We start from the raw sequence: 19,362 nt of genomic DNA on the forward strand, positions 1-19,362 counted from the left end.
GAAGATGAGCGATAAAATTAGATTGTTAGAAGGTAAAGTTTCTAGCGTAGCTATGGATAAAACTGTAGTTGTAAGAGCTGAAAGATATGTTAAGCACCCTTTATATGGTAAGTTTGTTAAAAAAACTACAAAATACTATGTTCATGATGAGAAAAATGAATGTAAAGAAGGTGATGTTATCAAGTTCAAAGAAACTAAACCGTATTCAAAAACTAAGAAATGGTGTTTAGTCGATATTATCCATAGAGAAAAATAATAAATTTGATTTTATTTTTGTTTATTGGTATATTTATCGGACTGCAAATTACTCAGCAGTCTTATATAATAATAATTAAGGGTTATTTGTATGATTCAAATGCAAACAGAACTCCAAGTTGCTGATAACAGTGGCGCTAAGAGAGTAGAGTGTATTAAAGTTTTGGGTGGTTCACATCGCAGATATGCATCTATTGGAGATGTTATAAAAGTGACTGTGAAAGAAGCTGCTCCAAGAGGTAAAGCTAAAAAAGGATCTGTATATAATGCTGTAGTTGTTAGAACAGCTAAAGGTGTTCGTAGAAAAGATGGTTCTAAAGTCCGTTTTGATGGCAATGCTGCCGTGCTTCTAAATGCTAACGGTCAACCTATCGGGACACGTATTTTTGGCCCTGTTACTAGAGAGCTACGTACAGAGAAGTTTATGAAGATCGTATCTTTAGCACCAGAAGTACTATAGTTATATTTATTGAGGTGTAGATAATGAATAGATTAAAAAAAGGTGATGACGTAATAGTTATTGCTGGTAAAGATAAGGGTCGTAGAGGCGTTGTTAAATCATTCGCTAAAGGCGGTTCTTTAGTTTTGGTGGAAGGTGTTAATATTGTTAAGAAGCATGTTAAGCCTAACCCTAATAGAGGTGTGGAAGGTGGAGTTGTTGAGAAAGAACTTCCTGTTGATGCTTCTAACGTTGCTATCTTTAACCCTGCTACTGAAAAAGCAGATAGAGTGGGTTACAAGTTTGTTGATGAGAAAAAGGTTCGCTACTTTAAATCTAATGGCGAGCTTGTAGACTTATAGGACTAAGTTTTTATGGCAAGATTAAAAGATTATTATCAAAAAGAGCTTGTAGCTAAGTTAAAGTCTGAGCTAGGGCTGGATAATATAATGGAAGTACCTGCTATTGAGAAAATTACTCTTAATATGGGTGTTGGTGATGCTGCAAAAGACAAGAAAATTATGACTTTTGCGTTAAATGATTTGACAGCGATTGCTGGTCAAAAACCAGTTGTTACTAAGTCTAAAAAATCAATTGCTGGTTTTAAAATTCGTGACGGATGGCCAATAGGTGCTAAAGTTACTTTACGTGGTGAGCGTATGTATGAATTTTTAGATAGACTTATAACAATTGCTATTCCTAGAATCAGAGATTTTAGGGGGTTAAGTGCTAAATCTTTTGATGGAAGAGGTAATTATAGCTTAGGTATGAGAGAGCAAATTTCTTTCCCTGAAATTGATTATGATAAAGTTGACTCTATCAGAGGTTTAGATATTTCGATAACTACTACAGCTAAAAATGATGATCAAGGAAGAGCTTTGCTTAAGGCATTTGGTTTTCCTTTTAAGTCTTAATTTAAATTGGGGTTTTAAATGGCAAAAAAATCAATGATTCAGAGAGAGTTGAAGAGAGAAAAATTAGTAGCTAAATATGCTCAAAAAAGAGCTGAGCTAAAAGCTATTATTCTTGATACAAACTCTACTGAAGAACAAAAGTGGGAAGCTCAAATTAAACTGCAGAAGTTACCGGTAAACTCTTCAGCTTCTAGAGTTCAAAGAAGATGTAAAGTTACAGGTAGACCACATGCTGTATACAGAAAGTTTGGTTTATGCCGTAATAAGCTTAGAGAGTATGCAATGGCAGGTGATGTTCCTGGTTTGAAAAAAGCTAGTTGGTAATAAGGAATTTAAGTTATGAGTATGCAAGATCCTATCGCGGATATGTTTACAAGAATTAGAAATGGTCTTTCTGCAGAGAAGGAAGTTATTTCTGTACCATTTTCAAAAATGAAGATGGAAATCGCGAACTTTTTAGTTAACGAAGGTTATATTAAAGGTTGTTCAAAAGGCACAACTTCAGCAGGTCATCCTTCAATTGAAATTGAACTTAAGTATCATGCAGGCACGCCTGTAATTGAGATGATAAAGAGAGTTTCTAGACCAAGTTTGAGAATTTATAAGTCTCATGAAGAGCTACCTAAGGTATATGGTGGTTTTGGTGTTGCTATTGTCTCTACATCTAAAGGTTTGGTAAGTGATAGAAAGGCTAGAGATCTTGGTGTTGGTGGCGAAATTATCGGCTACGTAGCTTAAGTTAGCAAGGAGATTTGATATGTCAAGAATAGGTAAAAAACCTGTTGCTATCCCTAGTGGTGTTACGATAAATGTTGCTGCTGGTAATCAGGTTGAAGTTAAAGGAGCTAAAGCAACTTTAAGCAAAACTTTTTCTACAGAAGTAACTTTTAATGTTGAAGATGGCGTTGCAACTGTATCACCTAATAGTAGCAGTAAGAATGCTGTTGCTCAGTCTGGTACTGCAAGAGCTATACTCAACAATATGGTTGAAGGTGTAAGTAAAGGTTTTGAAAGAAAATTAAAGATTATTGGTGTTGGTTATCGTGCTAAAGCTCAGGGTAGCGAACTTAATCTTACTTTAGGCTTTTCACATCCTGTGGTTTACAAGTTGCCACAGGGTATAACAGCTGAAACTCCAGCTCCAACAGAAATTGTTCTTAAAGGTGCTGATAAAGAGCTTTTAGGTAAAGTAGCTTCTGAAATCAGAGATTATAGAAAGCCTGAGCCATATAAAGGTAAAGGTGTTCGTTACGAAGATGAGTATGTAGCGAAGAAAGAAGCTAAGAAGAAGTAGTTAGGTAAGGGATAGTATAATTATGAATAAAAAAACTGCTCGTTTAAGTCGTAGTAAACGTACTAGAATTAAACTAAAAGAGCTTGGTCATACTAGACTGTGTGTTTATAGAACACCTAAGCATGTATATGCTCAAGTAATATCTGGTGATGGTTCTACTGTAATAGCTGCGGCGTCTACTGTAGAAAAAGACGTGAAGGCAAAGTGTAAATATACTGGTAATGTTAATTCTGCTGCAATTGTTGGTGAAGTTATTGCTAACAGATGTAAGGAAAAGGGTATTTCACAGGTTGCTTTTGATAGATCTGGATATAAGTATCATGGACGTGTTAAAGCTTTAGCAGAGGCTGCTAGAGAGCATGGTCTTCAGTTTTAATAAATAAAATATGGATGATTATTCATTATGTCTAATGAAGTGAAAAAAAACGAAGAGCTGATTGAAAAGTTAGTTAGTGTTAAGAGACACTCTAAGACAGTAAAAGGTGGAAGAATTATGAGCTTTGCCGCTTTAACTGTTGTGGGTGATGGTAAAGGTAGAATTGGAGTAGGTAGAGGTAAATCAAGAGAAGTACCTGCTGCTATCCAAAAAGCTATGGAAAACGCTAAGAAAAACATGGTATCAGTCAATCTTAATAACGATACGTTATGGTATGCTACTATGTCTAATCATGGTGCTTCAAAAGTATTTATGCAACCTGCATCTGCTGGTACTGGTATTATTGCTGGTGGTGCTATGCGTTCGGTTTTTGAGGCTGTTGGTGTACACAACGTTTTAGCAAAAACTTATGGCTCAACTAATCCTGCAAACGTTGTAAGAGCAACGATAGCTGGTTTGGCAAAAATTAAATCACCAGAAGAGATCGCTGAGAAAAGAGGTTTGTCTGTTGAAGAGATTCAGGGGTAATTAAAAATGACTCAAGCTAAAACATTTAAAGTTACTTTAACAAAAAGCTTAATTGGCCGTAAAGAAAACCATATAGCATCAGCTAGAGGTTTAGGTCTTAGAAAAATAAACCATACTGTTGAGGTGTTAGATACTCCTGAAAATCGTGGTATGGCGAACAAAATATATTATATGGTTAAGATAGAGGGGTAGTATAAGATGAAATTAAATACAATTGCTCCTGCTGCTGGCTCTAAGAGTGCTCCGAAAAGACTTGGACGTGGTATTGGAAGTGGATTAGGTAAAACTTCTGGTAAAGGTCACAAAGGTCAAAAAGCACGTTCAGGTGGCTATCATAAAGTAGGTTTTGAAGGCGGTCAGATGCCTATACAAAGAAGACTACCAAAGTTTGGTTTTACTTCTGCGTCTAAAAGATTTGTTGCTGAAATTAGACTACATGAATTGAATAATGTAGCTCTAGAAGAAGTAACTCTTGATGCTTTAAAAGACTCTGGTCTTATAAGAAAAGATATTAAATCAGTAAAAGTAATAGCAAGTGGAGAAATCCAAAAAGCTGTTAGCCTTAAAGGTATAGCTTGCACAAAAGGTGCTAAAGAAGCTATCGAAAAAGCTGGTGGTAAGGTAGAGTAAGATTTAAGATATGTCAAAGTATAACAGTGCTTCTGGTACAACAGGTGAATTAAAATCTAGATTAATTTTTGTGGTTATCGCTATATTAGTATTTAGACTAGGGGTATATATTCCTATTCCAAATATTGATCCTACTAAATTGGTCGAGATTATATCAAATCAGCACTCATCAACAGGTGGTTTGATGAGTATGTTTAATATGTTCTCTGGTGGCGCTCTTACTCAAATGAGTATCTTTGCATTGGGTGTGATGCCATATATTTCGGCATCTATTATTTTTCAGATGCTTTCAGCTGTATATCCTAAATTTATAGAGCTTAAAAAAGAAGGTGAATCTGGTCAAAAGAAGATAACCCAATATACAAGATATTTGACACTTGCTTTGGCTATAGTACAATCATTTGGTATTGTTGCATTTGTATTGCATCAAGATGGCTTAGTGACTACAAGCAATATGGGGTTATTTTATTTAACTACAATTGTTTCTGTTACTACTGGTAGCATGTTTTTAATGTGGTTGGGTGAGCAAATTACAGAAAGAGGTGTAGGTAACGGTATATCACTACTAATCTTCTCTGGTATCGTTGCTAATCTACCATTTGAAATTTCTAATACGCTATCTCAAGCTAATCAACATGTAATATCTTACTTATCTGTTTGGGTTCTATTGATACTTCTTTTGCTTGTTATTGCTTTTGTGGTATTCATGGAGAGTGCTCAAAGAAAAATTACAGTAAACTATGCTAAAAGGCAGCAGGGTAGAAAAATGTTTGCTGCTCAGACTAGCCATCTACCATTAAAGTTAAATATGGCAGGTGTGATTCCAGCAATCTTTGCATCATCTATACTTATGGTGCCCGGTGTTTTGCTTGGTTGGTTATCTAACTATAATTCACTTGGTTGGTTTGCAGATGTTGCAGAAATGTTGCAACCTGGAAGTATTGTCTATACTGTAGTATTTGCTGCGACAATTATTTTCTTTTGTTTCTTCTATACTTCATTGGTGTTTAATCCAAAAGAAACAGCAGATAATCTGAAAAAATCTGGAGCTTACATTTCTGGTGTAAGACCTGGTGAGCAGACAGCTAAGTATATTGATGCAGTTATGACTAGACTAACTTTAGTAGGTTCACTTTATATTACAGCTATATGTTTATTACCAATTTTTGTGGTTAAGTTCTTCGCTCAAGGACTTTCATTTACATTTGGTGGTACATCTTTGCTAATTGTAATAGTTGTGATGATGGACTTTATGGCTCAAGTTAGATCTCATATGATGTCAACACAATATGATTCTTTACTAAAGAAAGCAAATCTTAGTGGTAAGAGAAAATAGAGAAATATTATTGGAGAAATTAAAATGAAAGTTAGAGCTTCAGTTAAGAAAATGTGTAGAAACTGTAAAGTTATCAAACGTAATAGAGTAGTTCGTGTGATATGTACAGACCCTAGACATAAGCAAAGACAAGGTTAAACAATCAAGCAAATTAAATAAAGCTTGATTATTTGTTTTTAAAAAGCTATCCTAGCAAGTTACAAAATGCGATAGATAGTAACTAAATTAAGAATAATTATTAGGAGTGAATTAGATGGCTCGTATAGCTGGTGTTAATATTCCTGTTCATAAACATACAGTGATAGGATTAACTTCAATTTATGGAATAGGTAAAACAAGAGCGCAACAAATTTGCCAATCTTGCAAAGTAGATCCAACTGTTAAAATTAAAGATTTATCTGAAGAACAGATTGAAATTTTGAGAACAGAAGTTGCTAAATTTACGGTAGAAGGTGATTTACGCCGTGAAGTTTCTATGGACATAAAAAGACTTATGGACTTAGGTTGTTTCAGAGGTAGAAGACATCGTCGTAGCCTTCCTGTAAGAGGACAAAGAACGAAGACTAATGCACGTACTCGTAAAGGTCCAAGAAAGCCAATCAAGGCGTAAAATACAATTATAACTATAAAGATTAAAGGGTAGATTATATGGCTAAGTCTGTTAGATCATCAAAGAAAAAAGTAAAAAGAGTAGTGACTGATGCAGTTGCTCATATTTACTCATCTTTTAATAACACTATAGTAACTATCACAGATAGACAAGGTAATGCTTTATCTTGGGCTACTTCTGGTGGTAGTGGCTTTAGAGGTTCGAGAAAAAGTACACCTTTTGCTGCTCAAGTAGCTGCTGAAAGAGCCGCTGATATGGCTCTTGAATATGGTGTTAAAAACGTAGATGTTTTAGTAAAGGGACCAGGTTCAGGTAGAGACTCTGCTGTTAGAGCTTTAAATGCTAAAAACTTAAAAGTTACAAGCATAACAGATGTGACTCCATTACCGCATAATGGTTGTCGTCCTCCTAAGAAACGTCGTGTTTAATATTTTAAAGGGAAATTAATAATGGCTAGATATCTAGGACCAAAATGTAAGCTTTCTAGAAGAGAAGGTACTGACTTATTTTTAAAAAGTGGTGTAAAAGCTAACGACGAAAAATGTAAAATGAATACTGCACCGGGTCAACATGGAGCAAGAAGAGCGCGCCTATCTGACTATGGTTTACAGTTAAGAGAAAAGCAAAAAGTTCGTCGTATGTATGGTGTTTTAGAAGGTCAATTCAAAAAATACTATCTTGAAGCTAATAGAAGAAAAGGTAACACAGGTGCTACTTTATTAGAGATATTAGAGTCAAGACTAGACAATGTTGTTTATAGAATGGGTTTTGCTGCTACGCGTGCAGAAGCTAGACAACTTGTTGTACACAAAGGTATTATGCTTAATGGACATACTTGTAATGTTCCTTCAGCGCAAGTTAAATCTGGTGATATAGTTGCAGTTAGAGAGAAAGCTAAAAAGCAGTTAAGAATTCAAAATGCTGTTGAGCTTGCTAAGCACAGAAAAGAACTTTCTTGGATTGATGTAAATACTGATTCACTAGAAGGTACTATGAAGTCTTCACCGGATAGATCAGAATTATCTGCAGATATAAATGAACAATTAATCATCGAGCTTTACTCTAAGTAATAATTTTATTATTTTTTTAAAGACTCGTATATAGCCTTATTTCAAGGAGATTTTTTTAGTGAGTAATAATAATTCAAATCAGGAATTTGTACCTAATATACAGCTTAAAGAAGAGTTAGGGGCTTTTGGATATAAAATTCAAGTTTCTCCTGTAGAAAAAGGTATGGCTCATATCCTTGGTAACTCTATTAGAAGATTTTTGTTATCTTCATTATCAGGTGCTTCTATTATCAAAGTCAATATAGATGGTGTATTACACGAATATTCGACTTTAGAAGATGTTAAAGAAGATGTTGTTGAGATTGTTTCTAATCTAAAAAAAGTTGCAATAAAGCTTGATAAAAGTGTAGCAAAAGTAGAATTAGAACTATCAGTAACTAAATCTGGTGTTGTAACTGCAGGAGATTTTAAAACAACTCAAGGCATAGAAATTATCAACAAAGATCAGCCTATTGCTACTCTAACTAACGAAAGAGAGTTTAGTCTGACAGCTACTGTTAGTGTGGGTAGAAATGTCGGAATTCTTTCGGCACTACCAACTGAGCTAGAAAATGTTGGAGACATCGCTGTTGATGCGGATTTCAATCCTATAAAAAGAGTTGCTTTTGAAATTTTTGATAATGGAAATAGTGAGACATTAGAAGTGTTTGTGAAAACAAATGGTACTATTGAACCACTAGCAGCTGTTACAAAAGCACTAGAGTATTTCTGTGAACAAATATCTGTATTTGTATCTCTTAGAGTACCTAGTAATGGTAAGACTGGAGATGCACTATTAGATTCTAATATTGATCCTATATTACTTAAACCAATTGATGACCTAGAGTTAACCGTTAGATCATCTAACTGCTTAAGAGCAGAGAATATTAAGTATTTAGGTGACTTAGTACAATATTCAGAGTCGCAGCTTATGAAGATACCTAATTTAGGTAAAAAATCTCTAAATGAGATCAAGCAAATATTAATAGACAATAGTTTATCTTTAGGTGTTCAAATTGACAACTTTAGAGAACTAGTTGAAGGAAAATAAATATATAGTAATCATATAATATTAACTATAAAGGAGTAATTACTATGAGACATCGTAAAAAAGGAAGTAAGTTCGGAAGAACTAGTAGTCATAGAAAAGCTATGTTTAAGAATATGTCAGCATCTTTGATTAATCATGAGCTTATTAAAACTACTTTACCTAAAGCAAAAGAGTTAAGAACTATAGTTGAGCCTTTAGTTACTTTAGCTAAAAGAGAACATAAGCTAAGAAATGAATTAGATGTTAACTCTAATGAGTTTAAAGCACAATCTGTTGCTCTTAGAAGACAAGCTTTTGATTTCTTAAGAAATAAAGCTGCTGTTACTAAGCTTTTTGAAGAGTTTGGTGCTCGTTACGCAGAAAGAGCTGGTGGTTATACTAGAATTCTTAAGTGTGGTTATAGATTTGGTGATAAAGCTCCTATGGCTTTCATCGAATTGGTTGATAGACCTCAGGTAGAAGAAGCTGCTGACGAAGAATAATAACCTTTTTTCTATATTCTATATTTATCTCAAACAAATATATCTATTTTAAATTTAACTTACTCTTATAAATTTTGCTAAACTCTTAATAATAGAGTTTTGAAGAATATTATCTTATTATATGCTACAAAAAATTTATCAGAGTATAATAGTCCTTCTTGTTATTATAAATTCATTTACTTTAATTGCTCAGATCGATTATGGCGATATTAATTATTTGAATTATATAAATATAGCTTTTTCAGCTATTTTTTCTATAGAATACATTATCAGATTTTTTTTAGCACGGAGAAAGTTTGTTTTTGTTTTTGGTTTTTATAATGTTATTGATTTTATAGCGATATTTTTACCATTAATATTATCATTGTTTGGTATTAATTCTCATGAATTAATAGCATTGAGGTTACTAAGAGTATTCAAAATTTTCCAAAATACAGCGATAATGAATAGATTGATTAATGTATTTAAAAAAATCTATCTCGAACTGTTAGTATCATACTGCTTAATTTTTGTGATATTGATAATATCTTGTATCTTGATGTTTTATGCTGAGCATGAAGCCCAACCTCAGGTTTTTTCATCTATATCTAATACTTTGTGGTGGGGTGTTATTACTCTAACAACAGTAGGTTATGGAGATATGTATCCAATTACACTCTTGGGTAGATTAATAGCAGCTATAGTTTCTATGTTGGGAATTGGTGTTTTTGCTATTCCAAGTGGTTTGATTGGAGGTGCTTTTATTGACGAAATCCGTCAAGAAAGAGAGCTGGCTGCCAAAAATAAACAAAAAGTAGAATAATTATCTAAAAAGACATTTTTTATATACTAAAAAATCTTGAAAAAATAGCAATGACTCTCATATAGATACTTGTGATTAAGTTATTTGAAAAAAGTATAACAAAAGAGGGTTATATAAATGTCAGAGAAAAAATATACATTTGAAACAGAAGTTGATAAATTACTTCATCTTGTGATCCATTCACTATATTCAAACCGTGAGATATTCTTAAGAGAGCTTGTATCTAATAGTTCTGATGCTATCGAGAAGCTAAGATATGAAAGTATCTCTAATGCAGCTTTGAATGAGGATGATACTGATTATGCTATTAGAATTGATTTTGATAAAGATGCAAAAACAATTACTGTTAGTGATAATGGTATTGGTATGACTGAAGAAGAGGTTATTGAAAATCTTGGTACAATTGCAAAGTCTGGAACTAAAAAATTCTTAGAAAGCTTAACTGGCGACAAGAGTAAAGATAATGAGTTAATTGGTCAGTTTGGTGTTGGTTTCTACTCTTCATTTATCGTTGCTGATAAGGTTACAGTTAGAACAAGAAAAGCAGGTCAAGATAAAGCTCAGGCAACTAAGTGGGTTTCTGATGCGAAAAATGGCTTTACAGTAGAAACTATCACTAAAGAAAAGCGTGGTACAGAGATAACTCTTCATATCAAAGAAGATCAGTTAGACTTATTAGAGTATCACTTATTAAAAGGTTTAGTGAATAAGTATTCTGATTGTATTAATACTCCAATTCAAATGAAAAAAGTTGAAACTGATGATAAAGGTGAGCAAACAATCAAAGATGAGTATGAAACTGTAAACAATACTAAAGCTATTTGGTTAAGATCAAAAGATGAAATAACTGATGAAGAATACCAAGAGTTTTATAAGTATATATCTCATGATTTTGCAGATGCTTCAATGTGGATACATAACAAGGTTGAAGGTAATCTTGAGTATAACAGCTTATTATATATCCCAGAGAATAAGCCTTTTGACTTCTGGAATAGAGATAAAGATTATGGTTTATCTTTATATGTGCGTAGAGTATTTATCATGGAGAACAAGGAATTATTACCTCCATATTTAAGATTTGTTAAAGGTGTAATTGATTCTGCTGATTTACCACTAAACGTATCACGTGAGATATTACAGCATAACAAAGTTATTGATAAAATCAGAAAAGCTACAACTTCGAAAGTTCTTGGTGAGCTTAAGAAACTTGCTAATAAAGATGCAGAAAAATATCAAAAATTCTGGGATAACTTTGGTCAAGTGCTTAAAGAAGGTGTATCTGATGATCATTCAAATAAAGAAAAGATCGCTGGCTTAATGAGATTTGCGACTACTGAAAGTGGTGACTCTAAGCAGACAGTTTCTTTAGCTGACTATATTTCTCGTATGAAAGAAGGTCAAGATACTATCTACTATATTACATCTGATAGTCATAAGGCTGCTGCGAATAACCCTCAACTTGAAGCGTTCAAGAAGAAAGGTATCGAAGTAATCCTAATGTCAGATCGTATTGATGAATGGATGATGTCTACTTTGACTGAGTTTGATGGTAAGCATATGAAATCTATTATCAAAGGTGATATCGATCTTGATAAGTTTGAGTCAGAAGAAAATAAAGAGAAATTTGAAAAAGAGTCTAAAGATTTCAAAAAGATCTTAGAAGAAGTGAAAGAAACTCTAAAAGATAAAGTTGAAGATGTACGTTTATCTAAGCGTCTAACTGATTCTCCAAGCTGTGTGGTTGTAAATGACTATGGTATGAGCTTACACATGCAAAAGATGATGGAAGAAGCTGGACAGTCGTTTATGCCAGGTATGGGTATGAAGCCTATCCTAGAGCTTAATGCTGAGCATCATTTAGTACAAAAGCTAAAAGATGAAGCTGATACAGAAGTATTTGGTGATATTTCTGAGTTACTTCTAATGCAAGCAATGTTTGTTGAAGGCGCTAAAATAGAAGATCCTATGTCTTTTGTTAAGCTTGTAAATAAATATATCAGATAGTTTTTCTCTAAATATTTTTTCTTTTTGGTTATTTTTTAGATCCTATTTTTTTCAATTAGCTCAATTTTTACAAAAATGATGAAAAAAGACTAATTTTAAGCTTTAATAATGAGATAGAGGTATACAATAAGCTAAAGCATTAGTGAGCTAAGCACAGCAAATATATAATAATTCCTTAGGAAAAGTACAAAAATGAACAACCAGCAAATAAAAGATTTAGAAAAAAAACTGTGGGATTCTGCAGATAATCTCAGAGCAAACTCAAAACTAACAGCAGCAGAGTACAAAGACCCAGTACTAGGGTTGATACTTTTACGCTTTGCACAAAATAGGTTTGAAGAGGCAAAAATACAGATAGAAGCTAATCTACCAATAAACCCAAGAACAAGGCAAAAAAGAGCTATTTCAAAAGAGGATTTTATTGGAGCTGGAGCAATTTATTTACAAGAAAACTCTAAATATGAGTATCTTGCAAATCTGCCAGATGGCGAAGATATCAACGATGCTGTAAATACAGCTATGCGATTGATTGAAGAAGACTATACTGACTTAGCGGGTATTTTGCCTAAAAACTATCAAGAATTAGATAGTGATTTACTTCATAATTTAATCAGAGTGTTTAATTCTGAATCAGTACGAACTATCACAGGTGATGCTTTCGGTAGGATTTATGAGTATTTCTTGATGAAATTCTCAATGAGTGGTGCTGGTGCTCAAGAGGGAGGCGAGTTCTTCACTCCGCCATCACTTGTGGAGCTGATAGTTAAATTCATCGAGCCAAAAAGTGGTATTATCCATGACCCTGCCTGTGGTTCGGGTGGTATGTTTGTGCAGACTGGATATTTTATCAAAGACCATACCAAAAAATCTATCAACGAAGCTATCACAGTATATGGTACAGAGCTAAAAACAAACAATGCCAAGTTAGCAAAGATGAACCTAGCTATCCATGGTATCGAGGGGAAAATTATCGAGGATAATAGTTTCTACTCTAACCCTCATGCTCTAACTGGTAAATGTGACTTTGTAATGGCAAACCCTCCTTTTAATGTCAAAAAAGTTGATAAGAAAAAAGAGTTTGTTAAAAATGATGTAAGTCCTAATGGTCGGCTTCCTTTTGGACTGCCGAAAAATGACAATGGCAACTATATGTGGATACAGTATTTTCACGCATATCTAAATGAAACTGGTCGTGCTGGTTTTGTAATGGCTAGTTCTGCTACAGATGCAGGATCTAGTGAAAAGGACATCAGGCAAAAGCTGATAGAAACTGGCGATGTAGAGGCGATAGTAAGTATTGGCAATAACTTCTTTTATACTCGTAGTCTGCCGTGTCATGTATGGTTTTTTAATAAGGATAAAAAAGCCGAGAATAAAGACAAAATACTAATGATAGATGCGAGAAAGACTTTTAGAAAAGTAACACAGACTATCAATGACTTTAGCCCAGAGCAACTAGATGGTTTAACCGCGATTATCAAAAACTTCCGTGGTGAAGAGGTGGATTTCACAGCTAATGAGTGGCTAAAAGAGAAATTTGTAAATGGTAAGTATGAGGATATCGAAGGGCTATGTAAAGTTGCTACTCTTGATGAGATAAAAGAAAATGACTACTCGTTAACCCCTGGTAGATATGTTGGTTTTAGTATAGATATTGATGAAGATTTTGATTATCAAGGTAGAATCAAAGAAATTAACGATGAGTTAATACAGCTAAATAATGGAAGCCAACTATTGTTAAAAGCAATTACAAATATGGGTATTTAGTTATGGAATATAAGCTAGAAGATATTTGTGATTTTTATAATGGGGGTGCTTGGAGTGAATCTGAGTATGCTGAATCTGGTATTCCCGTTGTCAAAGTTTCTAATATAAAAGGTAATGATATTGTTTTTGACAATATTGATTATATATCAGAATCAAGTCTCAAAAAATATCAAAAAAACATATTAAAAACGAATGATGTAGTTATAGCTACAGTAGGTTCTCATCCATCATTAGAATCATCCGCAGCAGGAAGATCTGTAATTATCCCAAAGAAAATTGATGGTCATTTATTAAACCAAAATGCTGTATGCTTAAGAACAAAAGATAATGATATTTTGGATCAAAAGTATTTGGGATATTTAGCTGAAACTCAAACATTTAAGAACTTTATTCAAAATAGAGGTGGTGGTGCAGCAAATCAAATGAGGATACCTATAGGAGCTATTAAATCTTATAAGTTTAAAATTCCAAAAGAACAAAAAAAGATAGCAAAAATTCTATCAAGCTATGATGATTTGATAGAAAACAATCTCAAGCAAATCAAACTTTTTGAAGAAAAAGCAAGGCTTATTTATGAAGAGTGGTTTTTACGCTTTAGAATAGATGGACAAAAGCTAGAGATTGATGAAACTACTGGACTTCCTTTTGGGTGGAATAAAAAAGCAATTACAGTCTTTGAATCTTTCAAACAAGATAAATCTAAAGTAAAAGAGTTCATTGGTGAAAAAAGATATTTAGCAACTGCTGATGTTGATAAATCATTTATTGTAGCAGATGGTGAAATTATAAATTGGTATAATAAGCCATCAAGAGCTCAAATTGCACCATCAAGAAATAGTGTTTGGTTTGCAAGAATGAGTCATACATACAAGGTACTATGTTTTACTAATGAAGATAAAGAATTTAGAGAAAGTATAGTTTTATCATCTGGATTTGCTGGATTCAAATCTAAAAATGAGTTATGTTTACCGTTCTTGTATTGCACTATTAATAGCAATATATTTCATGAATTAAAAGATTTATATGCAACAGGGGCTACTCAAGTATCATTGAATAATGAATCAATGAAATTTATTAAAATGATCGAACCAGATATTGATACTATTGAGAGCTTTGGTAAATTAGTATTGCCAATGCTAAAAAATATTTCCATATTATTAAAACAAAACCAACTATTAAAAGAATCAAGAGATATTTTACTTCCTCGCTTGATGACAGGTATGATAGATGTAGAGACTATGGGTGTTGAGGTGTAGTTAATATGAAAGAGTTTCATAAGTTAAGTGATGATTGGTTTGCGAAATTTATAAACTTATGGATACTACGGTCGTGGCCGTAGTATGACGGTTAATTATGTCATCCTATGGCTTGACCATAGGATCCATTGTTGATGAGTTGGATTCTACAATCAAGGCTTGTGCTGAACTTGGAATATAAGGAAATTAAAATGAGCTACGAATATAACGAAGATAATCTAGTAGAACAAGCAACAGTTGATGTTTTAGCATCTTTAGGTTGGAGCATAACTACAGCTTGGAAATCTGAAACATTTGGCGATAACAAAACACTTGGTCGTAATGATAAATCACAAGTGATACTTAAGAAGTTTTTACTACCAAAACTAAAAGAGTTTAACCCAAATTTACCTGATAAAGTTTATACTGATGCTTATCTTCAAATCGCTCAAAAAATAGCCGATAAAACTCTCGATAGAATCAACAAAGAAAAATACTCATTACTAAAAGACGGCGTAGAAGTCAGCTATCAAAATGACAAAGGCGAACTTATCAAGAAAAAACTAAAAATCTTTGATTTTAAAGAGCCTTCAAATAATGACTTTTTAGCTGTTAGACAGTTTGAAGTACTAGGCGAACTATACCTAAGAAGACCAGATGTAGTAGGTTTTGTAAATGGTATTCCACTAGTGTTTTTTGAGCTAAAAGCTCATCATCGAGATTTGTTTCATGCTTATGATGATAATCTCCGCGATTATAAAAACACTATCCCACATCTGTTTAATACCAATGCTTTTATTATCCTATCAAACGGACTCGATAAAAGTGATGATAGCGGTACAAAAGTTGGTACAGTTACTAGCCCATATAAATTTTTCCACGAATGGAAAAGAATCGAAGAAAACGAACAGGGTATCGTAAGTCTTGATACTACTATCCGTGGTACTTGTGATAAATCGCGACTTATGGATATTTTTGAGAATTTCCTAATCTTTAATGACGATGGTGGCGATGTTGTCAAAATTATGGCAAAAAACCACCAGTTTATCGGTGTAAACAAAACTATCAATAATGCTAAAAACTTTGAAGAACTAAAAGGTAAACTTGGTGTATTCTGGCATACTCAAGGTAGTGGTAAAAGCTACTCTATGGTTTTCTTATCTCAAAAAATACATCGCAAATTTGCTGGTAGTTATACCGTACTTATCGTGGTTGATAGAAGCGAGTTAGAAAACCAACTTTATGATACATTTACAGCTATTGGTGCAGTTAAATCTGACGAAAAAGTCGTAGCTACTAGTAGAGACCACCTGCGAGAATTACTAAAGCAAAATCATAAATATATTTTCACACTTATTCATAAATTCTCAATCGACCCGAAAAAAGAGAGTGAATATCCATTACTGAGTGAAAGAAAAGATATCATCGTAATATCTGATGAGGCTCACCGTACCCAAGGTGGAGTTTTTGCTCGTAATATGAGATTTAATGCTCTGCCAAATGCTTCTTATCTTGGTTTCACAGGTACACCAATTATCAAGGGAGAAGAAGAGCTTACTAAAAATATCTTTGGTGAGTATGTATCTGTTTATGATTTTAAATCAGCTATTGATGATGGTGCTACTTTACCACTTAGCTATATAAATGCTGGTAAAAAACTCAAACTAGAAAATCAAAAAATAGATGATGAGCTAGTCAGCATTTTAGAAAATGAAAACCTAAGCGAAGATGAGCTTAGAAAATTAGACAGACTTTATAAAACTAGCTATCCTGTGCTTACAGCAGAAACTAGGCTTAGAGAGATTGCTAAAGATATTGTTTGGCATTTTAACGAAAGAGGATACCAAGGTAAAGGTATGCTTGTAGCTCTTGATAAACCTACAGCTCTACGCATGTATGACTATATCCAAGAGTATTGGCAAGACTATCTAAAAGAACTAGAAACTCGTATAGCAAATGCTATAGATGAGCAAGAATATCTACAGCTAAAGGCTAAAAAAGAGCTAGTCACAAAAACAGAAGTATGTGTAGTAGTCAGCCCAGAGCAAAACGAAGAAGAGAAATTTAAAAAGCTAGGTCTTGAGATAAAACTACATCGTAAAAAGATGGTGGAGCGAGATTTAGAGAAAGAGTTTAAAGACTCTGATAACTCATTCCGGCTAGCCATAGTTTGTGCCATGTGGATAACAGGTTTTGATGCTCCGTGTATCTCTACAGTGTATCTTGATAAACCAATCAAAGGACATACTCTGATGCAAACTATTGCACGAGCAAATAGAGTATACGATGATGAGAAAGAAAATGGTTTAATCGTTGATTATGGTAATGTCTATAAAAAACTAGAAGAAGCATACAGTCTATACGGTGAAGGCAAAAAAACTGGTTCATCTAATGAAAAACCTGATAGCCCAACCAAAGATAATCAACAAATGGCAGATGAGTTAGATATTGTAATCACTAGCATTATCAGCAACCTAAAAGAACTAGGTTTTGAGCTACAGCAACTTATAGAAGCTAATCCACTCCAGAAATTAGCTCTATTAACAGATGCTATAAATGCTGTATGTCTAAATGAAACAACCAGAGCCAAGTTTGAAGTACAAGCTCGCGATATGTTTAGAAAATACAAGGCTTTATATCCTGCCGAAGAAACTAAGCCATTTATCAAAAAATACAATGCTATAGAAGCTATCTATAATGGATTAAATCAAAAAGTAAAAGAAGCTGATGTTACGGATATAATCATACAGTTACAAAAAGTAGTTGACGAAAATATACAGCTAGAAACTAATCAGACAAAAGATGATGTTTTTATTGATTTAAGTAAATTAGATTTTGATAAGCTCAAACAAATTTATCAGAAAGTATCATCTAAAAATAAGATGGTCTATGACTTGCAACAGGCGGTAGATAAAAAGCTCCAGCAAATGTTATCAAATAATCCATTAAGATTAGAATATTACGAACGATACCAAAAAATCATCGATGAATACAACCGTGGTAAAGATGCTAGTATAACTAAGAAAACTTTTGATGAGCTAGTCGATTTTTTAGAAACACTAAATGAAGAAGATAGCCGAGCTGTCAAAGAAGGGTTAGATGAAGAGACATTAGCTATATTTGATTTACTCAAAAAAGATAATCTTACAAAAAAAGAGTTTGATGAGGTCAAAAGAGTTGCTAAAGAAACACTTACAAAACTAAAAGCTGAAAAGTTAAAAGTGGTGCGATGGCGAGAAAGTGAACAGCTAAAAGCTCAGGTCAAAACTATTATCCATGATGGTTTATTGTGGCTACCACAGGAGAGCTATAGTGACGAAGAGGTCAACAAAAAAACTATAGATGTTTATCAACATATCTATAGTAGCTACTATGGAGGTGGTCAAAGTAGCTATAATAGTTTTACAGTTTAGAAAATTACTTAGACTGAAAGAATAAATAGCCCGATGAGCGTTGGGTAAAACTACCCCCATCAGTTGGTTGCTGAGCGAAGTCAAATGTACTAACGACTGCCACCCCTTCAAAATTTGAAGGGGAATTTGGTTTAAGGTTGAAGTTTGATATTTCCCCTTCGAGTGTCGAAGGGGCGGCTGCGAAGCAGTTCGGGGTAGTACTTTAAAATATCAAATGGATTCTATAATCAGGTCATAGAATAGCAGAATTTTATTAAACTATAATGTAAACTTATAAGTATCTATATATTCAAATTTATGAGTATTTTCATGAAAATAAATAAGCTGTTAGTTAGTGGAGGTGTCCACGGAAATGAATATACCGGTATTTATATCATTAATCGCTTGAAAAAATATCCATTAAAAGCAAAAACATTTGAAATTATACCTTTATTATCAAATCCTGAGGCTTTTAAATTAAGTAAAAGATATAAGGATCAAGATTTAAATCGATCTTTCTCAACTGAGGATCTAAACAATCTTTCATTAAATACCTACGAAGATCAAAGAGCTCGAGAAATTAATCAAACTTATGGGTTTAAATCAGATTCTCCCGTTGATTTTCTAGTTGATTTTCATACAACAACTTCAAGCCTTGGTAAAACAATAATTACTGATGGTAGAAGCCCTCTAGTTAATAAATTATGTGCATACTTAGTTGAGCAAATTGATGGCCTTAGAGTTATTAGGCATCAAAGTATTACTGATGTGGCAATTAATAATATTGCACCAATGTCACTAACTATTGAAATCGGAGCTGTGCATACGAGTGTTTATGATACAAAAGCTATTGAAATAACTACTGAAATATTAAATGAAATTATTAAGTTTGTTGAGATGGCAAACTGTGATGATTTACCAGAAACCAAAAATTGTAAGGCATATGAGCCAGTTAAAGCTATTGCTTTTCCTAGAGATAGTAATGGCAATATTAACGCAGTAATTCATGATAATATTAATGGTAATGATTTTAAGCTAATTAATGAGCAAGATCCAGTTTTTGAATTAATGGATGGCAGTGTTCAACTGTTGAATGAGCTAGGAGAATGGTATCCTATTTTTGTGAATGAATCTGCGTATTATGAAAAAGATATTGCCTTTTATCTGACACGAGAAATTGATTTTTAATTTAGGTATT

At 33.3% G+C, this 19,362-nt stretch carries 24 protein-coding genes; all 24 read left to right on the forward strand.

Annotation, left to right across the window (positions count from 1 at the left end; genetic code table 11):
• The first annotated feature begins 4 nt into the window (after nt 1–4).
• The 24 genes from rpsQ (at nt 5) to FQ699_RS07145 (ending at nt 19,352) form a co-directional block, all read left to right on the forward strand.
• Nucleotides 5–256 carry a 30S ribosomal protein S17 gene (gene rpsQ / locus FQ699_RS07030; RefSeq protein WP_013922025.1) on the forward strand — a complete coding sequence of 84 codons (252 nt, stop codon included), beginning with the start codon at nt 5–7 and terminating at the stop codon, nt 254–256.
• A 90-nt stretch (nt 257–346) separates the two neighbouring features.
• A complete protein-coding gene (rplN, locus tag FQ699_RS07035; protein ID WP_013922026.1) occupies nt 347–715 on the forward strand; it encodes a 50S ribosomal protein L14 in 369 nt (122 codons plus the stop codon).
• A 23-nt stretch (nt 716–738) separates the two neighbouring features.
• The gene (gene rplX, locus FQ699_RS07040) at nt 739–1,056 is read left to right on the forward strand and encodes a 50S ribosomal protein L24 (RefSeq protein WP_013922027.1); all 318 of its coding nucleotides are present in this window, start codon (nt 739–741) and stop codon (nt 1,054–1,056) included.
• Between the two features lie 12 nt (nt 1,057–1,068).
• Nucleotides 1,069–1,608: a 50S ribosomal protein L5 gene (rplE, locus tag FQ699_RS07045; RefSeq protein ID WP_013922028.1), complete on the forward strand. Its 540-nt coding sequence runs from the start codon at nt 1,069–1,071 to the stop codon at nt 1,606–1,608.
• Between the two features lie 18 nt (nt 1,609–1,626).
• Nucleotides 1,627–1,932, forward strand: coding sequence for a 30S ribosomal protein S14 (gene rpsN / locus FQ699_RS07050; RefSeq protein WP_013922029.1), 306 nt, complete (start codon nt 1,627–1,629; stop codon nt 1,930–1,932).
• A 15-nt stretch (nt 1,933–1,947) separates the two neighbouring features.
• A complete protein-coding gene (gene rpsH / locus FQ699_RS07055; protein ID WP_013922030.1) occupies nt 1,948–2,346 on the forward strand; it encodes a 30S ribosomal protein S8 in 399 nt (132 codons plus the stop codon).
• 19 nt (nt 2,347–2,365) lie between these two features.
• Complete coding sequence (gene rplF, locus FQ699_RS07060) at nt 2,366–2,902, forward strand: 50S ribosomal protein L6 (RefSeq protein ID WP_146421726.1); 537 nt, start codon at nt 2,366–2,368, stop codon at nt 2,900–2,902.
• A gap of 22 nt (nt 2,903–2,924) precedes the next feature.
• A complete protein-coding gene (gene rplR, locus FQ699_RS07065) occupies nt 2,925–3,278 on the forward strand; it encodes a 50S ribosomal protein L18 (RefSeq protein WP_013922032.1) in 354 nt (117 codons plus the stop codon).
• A 27-nt stretch (nt 3,279–3,305) separates the two neighbouring features.
• Nucleotides 3,306–3,806: a 30S ribosomal protein S5 gene (rpsE, locus tag FQ699_RS07070; RefSeq protein ID WP_013922033.1), complete on the forward strand. Its 501-nt coding sequence runs from the start codon at nt 3,306–3,308 to the stop codon at nt 3,804–3,806.
• Nucleotides 3,807–3,812: 6 nt separating this feature from the next.
• Nucleotides 3,813–3,998: a 50S ribosomal protein L30 gene (gene rpmD / locus FQ699_RS07075; RefSeq protein WP_004286599.1), complete on the forward strand. Its 186-nt coding sequence runs from the start codon at nt 3,813–3,815 to the stop codon at nt 3,996–3,998.
• Between the two features lie 6 nt (nt 3,999–4,004).
• Nucleotides 4,005–4,436 carry a 50S ribosomal protein L15 gene (gene rplO / locus FQ699_RS07080; RefSeq protein WP_146421727.1) on the forward strand — a complete coding sequence of 144 codons (432 nt, stop codon included), beginning with the start codon at nt 4,005–4,007 and terminating at the stop codon, nt 4,434–4,436.
• A gap of 10 nt (nt 4,437–4,446) precedes the next feature.
• Nucleotides 4,447–5,772 (forward strand): preprotein translocase subunit SecY, encoded by a 1,326-nt coding sequence (gene secY / locus FQ699_RS07085; RefSeq protein ID WP_146421728.1) that lies wholly within the window; start codon nt 4,447–4,449, stop codon nt 5,770–5,772.
• A gap of 24 nt (nt 5,773–5,796) precedes the next feature.
• Nucleotides 5,797–5,910: a 50S ribosomal protein L36 gene (rpmJ, locus tag FQ699_RS07090; protein WP_003017816.1), complete on the forward strand. Its 114-nt coding sequence runs from the start codon at nt 5,797–5,799 to the stop codon at nt 5,908–5,910.
• 115 nt (nt 5,911–6,025) lie between these two features.
• On the forward strand, nt 6,026–6,382 hold the full coding sequence (gene rpsM / locus FQ699_RS07095; RefSeq protein WP_013922036.1) for a 30S ribosomal protein S13: 357 nt from the start codon (nt 6,026–6,028) through the stop codon (nt 6,380–6,382).
• A 38-nt stretch (nt 6,383–6,420) separates the two neighbouring features.
• Nucleotides 6,421–6,810, forward strand: coding sequence for a 30S ribosomal protein S11 (gene rpsK / locus FQ699_RS07100; protein ID WP_003021583.1), 390 nt, complete (start codon nt 6,421–6,423; stop codon nt 6,808–6,810).
• Nucleotides 6,811–6,831: 21 nt separating this feature from the next.
• The gene (gene rpsD / locus FQ699_RS07105; RefSeq protein ID WP_146421729.1) at nt 6,832–7,452 is read left to right on the forward strand and encodes a 30S ribosomal protein S4; all 621 of its coding nucleotides are present in this window, start codon (nt 6,832–6,834) and stop codon (nt 7,450–7,452) included.
• Between the two features lie 58 nt (nt 7,453–7,510).
• Entirely contained in the window at nt 7,511–8,482 is a 972-nt protein-coding gene (locus FQ699_RS07110; protein WP_146421730.1) for a DNA-directed RNA polymerase subunit alpha, read from the forward strand.
• Nucleotides 8,483–8,526: 44 nt separating this feature from the next.
• Nucleotides 8,527–8,964: a 50S ribosomal protein L17 gene (gene rplQ / locus FQ699_RS07115; protein WP_013922039.1), complete on the forward strand. Its 438-nt coding sequence runs from the start codon at nt 8,527–8,529 to the stop codon at nt 8,962–8,964.
• Between the two features lie 121 nt (nt 8,965–9,085).
• A complete protein-coding gene (locus FQ699_RS07120; RefSeq protein ID WP_146421731.1) occupies nt 9,086–9,766 on the forward strand; it encodes an ion transporter in 681 nt (226 codons plus the stop codon).
• A gap of 117 nt (nt 9,767–9,883) precedes the next feature.
• Entirely contained in the window at nt 9,884–11,770 is a 1,887-nt protein-coding gene (htpG, locus tag FQ699_RS07125) for a molecular chaperone HtpG (protein ID WP_146421732.1), read from the forward strand.
• Between the two features lie 192 nt (nt 11,771–11,962).
• Complete coding sequence (locus tag FQ699_RS07130; RefSeq protein WP_146421733.1) at nt 11,963–13,537, forward strand: type I restriction-modification system subunit M; 1,575 nt, start codon at nt 11,963–11,965, stop codon at nt 13,535–13,537.
• Nucleotides 13,538–13,539: 2 nt separating this feature from the next.
• A complete protein-coding gene (locus FQ699_RS07135; protein ID WP_146421734.1) occupies nt 13,540–14,793 on the forward strand; it encodes a restriction endonuclease subunit S in 1,254 nt (417 codons plus the stop codon).
• Nucleotides 14,794–14,984: 191 nt separating this feature from the next.
• A complete protein-coding gene (locus tag FQ699_RS07140) occupies nt 14,985–18,185 on the forward strand; it encodes a type I restriction endonuclease subunit R (RefSeq protein ID WP_146421735.1) in 3,201 nt (1,066 codons plus the stop codon).
• A 309-nt stretch (nt 18,186–18,494) separates the two neighbouring features.
• Nucleotides 18,495–19,352 carry an aspartoacylase gene (locus tag FQ699_RS07145; RefSeq protein WP_146421736.1) on the forward strand — a complete coding sequence of 286 codons (858 nt, stop codon included), beginning with the start codon at nt 18,495–18,497 and terminating at the stop codon, nt 19,350–19,352.
• Nucleotides 19,353–19,362: the final 10 nt, after the last annotated feature.

The sequence above is a fragment of the Francisella salimarina genome, assembly GCF_007923265.1.
GTDB classification, from domain to species: Bacteria; Pseudomonadota; Gammaproteobacteria; order Francisellales; family Francisellaceae; genus Francisella; species Francisella salimarina.